General features: G+C 44.8%; 7 protein-coding genes. 1 reads left to right on the top strand and 6 read right to left on the bottom strand.

Features of this window, described 5'->3' with window-relative positions; genetic code table 11:
- Positions 1-107 precede the first annotated feature (107 nt).
- Complete coding sequence (gene lipB, locus DW173_RS02610) at positions 108-791, top strand: lipoyl(octanoyl) transferase LipB (RefSeq protein ID WP_008775862.1); 684 nt, start codon at positions 108-110, stop codon at positions 789-791.
- Here lipB and DW173_RS02605 read toward each other — a convergent pair.
- From DW173_RS02605 to yihA, 6 genes are all read right to left on the bottom strand, one after another.
- Complete coding sequence (locus tag DW173_RS02605) at positions 748-1,665, bottom strand: PorV/PorQ family protein (RefSeq protein WP_032849484.1); 918 nt, start codon at positions 1,663-1,665, stop codon at positions 748-750. The genes lipB and DW173_RS02605 overlap by 44 nt on opposite strands.
- 2 nt (positions 1,666-1,667) lie before the next feature.
- On the bottom strand, positions 1,668-3,224 hold the full coding sequence (locus DW173_RS02600; protein ID WP_120143640.1) for an N-acetylmuramoyl-L-alanine amidase-like domain-containing protein: 1,557 nt from the start codon (positions 3,222-3,224) through the stop codon (positions 1,668-1,670).
- A gap of 6 nt (positions 3,225-3,230) precedes the next feature.
- Positions 3,231-5,219 (bottom strand): OPT family oligopeptide transporter, encoded by a 1,989-nt coding sequence (locus DW173_RS02595; protein WP_120143638.1) that lies wholly within the window; start codon positions 5,217-5,219, stop codon positions 3,231-3,233.
- A 105-nt stretch (positions 5,220-5,324) separates the two neighbouring features.
- A complete protein-coding gene (locus tag DW173_RS02590; protein WP_004300420.1) occupies positions 5,325-5,720 on the bottom strand; it encodes a DUF1573 domain-containing protein in 396 nt (131 codons plus the stop codon).
- Between the two features lie 97 nt (positions 5,721-5,817).
- A complete protein-coding gene (locus DW173_RS02585) occupies positions 5,818-6,441 on the bottom strand; it encodes a DUF4923 family protein (RefSeq protein WP_171034497.1) in 624 nt (207 codons plus the stop codon).
- The gene (yihA, locus tag DW173_RS02580; protein WP_004315890.1) at positions 6,431-7,036 is read right to left on the bottom strand and encodes a ribosome biogenesis GTP-binding protein YihA/YsxC; all 606 of its coding nucleotides are present in this window, start codon (positions 7,034-7,036) and stop codon (positions 6,431-6,433) included. The genes DW173_RS02585 and yihA overlap by 11 nt, the downstream gene beginning before the upstream one ends.
- Position 7,037 lies beyond the last annotated feature (1 nt).

Raw genomic sequence — 7,037 nt, 5'->3', positions numbered from 1 at the left:
GACATTCGTAACAATTAAACGAAGTATGAAGCAGAGTTTGAGGGTTGGCCTCGTTTTTTATTGTGCCGGTGTAGAAAAACTCGATTTTTCTATATAATTTTGTTTTTATGAAAACAGTTTTTATTGATTGGAATTTGATACCATACGCCGAAGCATGGCAACGGCAAACAGAATGGTTTGATAACATTGTCCGGGCAAAAGTTCAGGGCGAGAGTTATGAAAACCGTATTGTGATGTGCGAACATCCCCATGTTTATACATTAGGACGTAGCGGGAAAGAAAATAATATGTTGTTGAGTGATGAACAACTGAAAGCAATTGATGCCACCCTTTATCATATTGATCGGGGAGGGGACATTACTTATCATGGTCCGGGACAACTGGTGTGCTATCCGATATTAAACCTGGAAGAATTTCAGTTAGGATTGAAAGAGTACGTTCATCTGTTGGAAGAAGCGGTGATTCGGGTATGTGCTTCTTATGGCATTGAAGCCGGACGTTTGGAGAAAGCGACAGGAGTCTGGTTGGAAGGTGATACGCCTCGTGCGCGTAAGATTTGTGCTATCGGAGTGAGGAGCAGCCATTATGTCACGATGCATGGACTGGCTTTGAATGTGAATACCGATTTACGTTATTTCAGTTATATCCACCCTTGCGGATTTATAGATAAAGGCGTCACTTCTCTTCGTCAGGAACTAAAGCACGATGTGCCGATGGACGAAGTGAAGCAACGCCTCGAAGAGGAGCTTAGAAAACTATTCCAACTCCCAGTTGCCAGGTGCGGCGCATAAAGCAATCTTTATCAGCCAAGGCGTATGAGAAGTCTGCACGTATCGGCCAGAAGTTTATTCCGCAGCCTAGAGTGCCGTAGTTGCCTACTCCTTTGTCTTTGTCTCCGAAATGATATCCCGCACGGACAACAGCATATTTCAGGAAATTATATTCGGCTCCTATGCCAGCCTGGAGATGACGGATTTCAGAGGGGAGCAGATAGTTGAAGTCGAGAGCCACCTGCAAACGGTTTTCTATGCTGAATGGCAGGTCGATTGTACCTCCCAATCCTAATCTGGCGGGTAACTTTTGTCCGTCCAGCTTTTTGCCTAAGTTGGCAGCTTGGAAACCAATGCTCCAGGAAGCCATTTCGTCCAATAGAGCCATATTGCGATAGTAGGTCGCGCCGAAGTCCAGACAAACGCTATTCTTGCTGTCTGCGCTTTCCGCGGCTTTGGCTTGCAGGTATCTGAACGTTAATGAAAGAGACAGATTTTTGGCTACATTTCTGAAATAAGCAGCTTCTAAGTCCCATACGTGAGGGCGGTAATCGAGCACCTTGGGATCTTTGAAATGCCGGAAACCTACAGCAAATCCATGTATGCCTTCCCTTCCGATCCGGTAGAAAAGAGAGGCGCTATGTAGCGCATAATCTTGGTTGATCTTAGCGTATGAATAACTCGCACCCATCACTTCTTGTGAGAAAGCGATGGTAGAAGCATTATGAAAAATAGCTGTACTACCGTTATCGGTGGTAGCTAATCCTGTACCTGCCATACCTGCCGATTGGGCGTCTGGAGTAAGTTCCAGAAAATAGGCGCTTGCCATTTCTTGTGCTCCCAGCAAAGTGGGGAATAAGCACGAGGCGAGAAGGAAATGTTTTACTCGTTTCATAATCAGTTATTTTTAGAGTGAGACATCCGGACAACACGTATGCCTGTCCACGATTTATTGTTGTTTAGCATGTGATTGAGAGGTTCGTCGCTGACAACTACTTTTCCCAATGTAGAAGAAGCGTGCAGCAGGTGCAGTTTTCCCTCTTTATATTCTGCTATTCCCACATGAGCAATGTCCAGTCCGGGCATCTTCGTTGTAATAGCAATAATGTCTCCATTCATGATCCAGGGCAATCCGGCTTCCGGCAGTTCGCTTTTCGGCAACCAATGTACGACTTTTCCGGAGATTGCTTTTTCATATTCGGCCATTTGTCGTACATTTTCCGGCGAATCAGCCAATTTTTTATATTGCTTGGGATGGGTAGACATATACGAAAGAGAGATTTTCTGGGTATGCGCACTGTTTTTGGCAGTAATATCGGTGAGGAATCCGTGGCGGATTCCGTTCTCTATCCATTCGGAAGTATAATGCAACCGGGAAGGATAACCGTTGATGATGCCGTCCCGATAACGTATTTTTTGCAGATTGTCGGCAAAGGAAGAGCCGAGTGCCTGTGCCAACGTGTATTCTACGAAAGTGAGGCAATCTACGGCATCAGTCCGGATCACTAATGATTCTTCTCCGTCTTGATCTAATGTGTTAGCCACGTATTTAGTTCCCAGGTAAGATTTCCCGATTCGTAACATGGGTTCGGGGTTTTCCGGGAATACAACGCCGTCGCGCAACCATTTCTCCAATTCCTGTGTCCATTGTTGCTTATATTTAAAATGATCCTGAAATCCCCAGCCATGTCCTCCGGTAGGATAAACATGGAGAGTTGCCGGAACCTTGTTTTTCTGTAAAGCAAGGTAATAGTTTACTCCGTGGTAAGGTGCTACGGAAGGGTCATCGGAGGTAAGAGCGATAAATGCTTGTGGAGTATCGGGCGTTACTTGCAATTCGGCGGAAAACTTCTGTATCTGTTCCATTGTGGGATTTTTGCCGAGCAATGCAGTTCTTGTATTTCCACGGGTGACTTGCATCATCGTAACTACCGGATAAAGTAATATCTGAAAGTCCGGACGTGTTTCCGAATTGTAGTGAGTGGCAAGTGTAGCAGTTAAATGCCCTCCCGCAGAGGCTCCCATTAATCCTACCTTGTAAGGATTGACATTCCATTCTTTGGCATGTTGGCGTACCATGCGAATGGCTTGTTCGGCGTCTGATACGGGGACTTCCCAATGTCCGTTCGGCATCCGGTATTTTAATACCATATAGGTAATACCTTGTCCGCAGAACCAAGGGGCCATATCATACCCCTCTCCATCCATACCCAATCCACGATACCCGCCTCCGGGACACATGATAATAGCCATTCCATTCGGCTTTTCCGGATGGTAGACCGTCAGGGTGGGTTGTGTGACATTCGTGACAAAATGAGGGCGCGTTTCCTGCTCTTCTCCGGTTAGTCCGCTGGAGTTGGGAGCACCGTCGGGCCACAAAGGTAGCTCGACGGGCTGCTGCGCAAATGATATGGCAGTTACAAGCGATACTATAATGGATAATAGTCTCCTCATAATTATTTATTTAACTTTCATTGAAGCCTTTATAAAGTAAAGAATCAATAAGGCATACGCTCCTAATGCCAACACTTCTGACCAAGTATTGTTCAACCATGTTTCATTAACCAGGTTGATTCCACCAAAGCGCATTGCGGCACTGATTACTCCCATCAATGCACCTCCGGCAATGAAACCGGATGCCAGTAAGGTTCCTTTTTCACCTCTTTCCGTATTCAGAGATGCATCTTTGCTACGAGTTGTAACAAACCAATTCACTGCTCCACCCACTACCAGCGGCACATTCAGTTCCAATGGAATAAACATACCCAATGCGAAAGCTAATGCAGGAATTTTACAAAGAGTCAGAATAATTGCTAAGACAGCACCAATGCCATATAACAACCAGGGTGCACCTACACCACTCATCAGTGGTTCGATAACGGCCGCCATCGCATTTGCTTGTGGAGCAGCCAGTGCGCCACTTGTAAATCCGTATGTCTTATTCAGGATAATCATTACACCGCCTACTGTTGCAGCCGATACGATTGTTCCCAAGAACTTCCATGTTTCCTGTTTGGCAGGCGTACTTCCGAGCCAGTAACCAATTTTCAAATCGGTGATAAAACCTCCTGCCATCGACAGCGCGGTACATACTACGCCACCCATTACCAATGCGGCAACCATGCCCGAAGGACCTTTCAGTCCGACAGCTACCATCACTACGGAAGCCAATATCAGTGTCATCAATGTCATTCCCGAAACCGGATTAGTACCAACAATCGCAATGGCATTAGCTGCTACTGTGGTGAACAGGAAAGAGATCCCGGCAACCAGAACAATGGCTACCAATGTATGCAACAGATTCCCTTGCATGACATCAAGATAGAAGAATAATACGATTAATATCAGTGTGATGATGGAACCGATGGCGATAATTTTCATAGAAAGATCCCGTTGTGTGCGGATAATGCTTTTTTCTACATTCCCTTTACCGCCCATCTCTTTGGCTGCCAGCCCGACAGCGCTCTTGATGATGCTCCAGGAACGGATAATACCGATCACACCTGCCATAGCGATACCGCCGATACCGATGCTCTTGGCATAATATTTGAATATTTCTTCCGGGCTCATCATACCTACGGTAGAGGTAACTTCCGGATTCCATGCATTCAGTACACTGTCACCCCAGATAGCAGACATTCCCGGAATGATAATCCACCACACAGCCAATGAACCGGCACAAATGATGGAAGCATATTTCAGTCCGACGATATATCCCAAACCAAGCACAGCAGCACCGGTGTTTACCTTGAATACCAATTTTGCCTTTTCTGCCAGCATTTCTCCGGCACTGCAAACACGGGTAGTAAAATTCTCGTTCCACCATCCGAATGTCGCTACGATGAAGTCATATAATCCGCCGATCATACCTGCCATCAATAACGGTTTGGCCTGACTGCCGCCTTTTTCGCCGGAGATCAACACCTGTGTAGTGGCTGTTGCTTCCGGGAAAGGATATTTTCCATGCATGTCGCTGACGAAGTATTTACGGAAAGGAATCAGGAATAGAATACCCAATACGCCACCCAATAAAGAGCTGATGAATACCTGCATGAAGGTAACCGTCATCTCGGGATATTTAGCTTGGAGAATATAAAGAGCGGGGAGGGTGAAGATCGCTCCGGCAACGATTACTCCGGAACAAGCTCCGATAGACTGGATAATCACGTTTTCTCCCAACGCATTTTTTCTTTTGGCAGCTCCGGAAACTCCTACGGCAATGATCGCAATCGGAATAGCTGCTTCAAATACCTGTCCGACCTTCAACCCCAGATAGGCAGCGGCGGCCGAAAAAAGGATTGCCATGGCAATACCCCATGCTACTGACCAGATATTAACTTCCGGATAATTTTTAGAGGGACCCATCAACGGGTTGTACACTTCCCCGGGTTTCAACTCTCTGAACGCATTCTCGGGTAACCCGGTGAATTTGTCTTCTTCTTGTTTCATAGTTTTTATAATTTGCTAATGTGTTAATTTACATTTCCGTCCTCAAAGTAAACAAAAAAAAAGGAGAACCGAAAGATTCTCCTTTATGTAATAGTCTATTTTTTCCTACTTTGCATCTTTTGCTGTCATATCGCCTTCGATATACAATCTTACCATCTCTGTTTTGGCGTTGGTACGCAAGGTGATTGATTTTTTGAAATGTCCCGGATATTTGCCTGTTCCGTTATAAGTCACCTTGATTGTTCCCTTTTTGCCCGGCATGATGGGTTCCTTTGTATATTCGGGTACTGTACATCCGCAAGAGGCTACAGCCTGATGGATCACCAGCGGGGCATCGCCGATATTAGTAAAGGTAAATGTGCAACTGACAACCGGGCTGTTTTCAGAAAACTTACCGAAATCGTGAGTTGTTTTGTCAAACTTGATATCTGCATTTGTTTGTGCAAATGCAAAGCTTACGCCCATTACTAACAGGGTCATTAAAAAAAGTATCTTTTTCATTTTTCCTTCTCTTTTTGATTACAAACGACAAAGATAATGCTTTTCCCCTAAAATATACTTAATGGAGTGCGAAATAGTATTAAACGATTCTCTTTTGCTATTTTGAGAGCTGGAATCCGAGCATCATTCCATCGTAATTTTCGGCCAGTGAACTAACTGTTTTCAGTGCGGTACTGCTACTTTTGCTACCGATGAAAGCCATTAATTTCAACAGTTTGTCCGAGTTGAACAGTAACTCCAGTGAGCTGGAACTGCAATTTACTTTAGCGTGCAGATTCAGAAGTTTCAAATACTTCAAATCAACTTGTTTGGTTGAAGCATTGTAGGAGTAAGTGCCTTTCAATGTTTTCTTGCCCACCGTGCTGGTGAAAGTACTGTCGGCATTGAAAGTGAAACTCATCTGGCCGTCTTTAATACCTATTTTGCTTAATTGTTCGTTCAGCTTATTTTCAGCCATAGTGGCTGCGGCAGCTCCGCCTGCTTTCATTAGTAAGTTATCCGATTCGAACTCTACCGCCGAACCTTTGTAGCTCCATGTTCCGGTCATGTCGATAGATTCGGTGGTTCCGGTGATGGCATTTACTACTTTTGAAATGTTGTCCTTATTTAATAAGTCGGACCATGATTGCGCCTGGCTGTTAGTTGCCATTAGCATAAATACTGCCATAAAGGCAATAGGTAAAAAACTCTTTTTCATTTTCATTCTTCTTTCATTTAACATTGAGATCCTTGTTTATGTTTTCTATGTAGTTGAGTATATCAACACGTCCTGTGCGGTCTTCCGAGGAAGATACGAAGTGAGGAGGGAGCTCTTCCCATTGTTTGCCCAACTCACGTAAATAGGCATTGATATTCATTTTTAAACGTCCACCTTTTAGCTTGTCGGCTTTGGTAAAGATGATAGAGAAGGGGATACCGTTCTCGCCCAGCCATTCCATAAACTCGAGGTCTATTTTTTGAGGTTCCAGCCGGCTGTCTATCAGGACAAAGAGGTTGGTCATTTGTTCCCGTTCCAAGATATAATCTTCGATTATGGTGCGTATCTGGTCTTTCCCTTTTTGTCCGCGTCGGGCATAGCCATATCCCGGAAGGTCGACGAGATACCAATTCTTATTGATAAGGAAGTGGTTGATTAACATCGTTTTTCCCGGAGTAGAAGAGGTCATGGCCAGACCTTTACGGCTGGTCAACATATTGATAAGACTCGATTTTCCCACATTCGAACGGCCTATAAAGGCATATTCCGGGAAAATGCCGGCCGGGCATTTCTTCACGTCCGTATTGCTAATCACAAATTCAGCACTTGTTATTTCCATT

It is taken from the genome of Bacteroides sp. AM16-13 (assembly GCF_003602705.1).
GTDB classification, from domain to species: Bacteria; Bacteroidota; Bacteroidia; order Bacteroidales; family Bacteroidaceae; genus Bacteroides; species Bacteroides xylanisolvens.
This window is presented reverse-complemented; position numbering and strand designations above follow the sequence as displayed.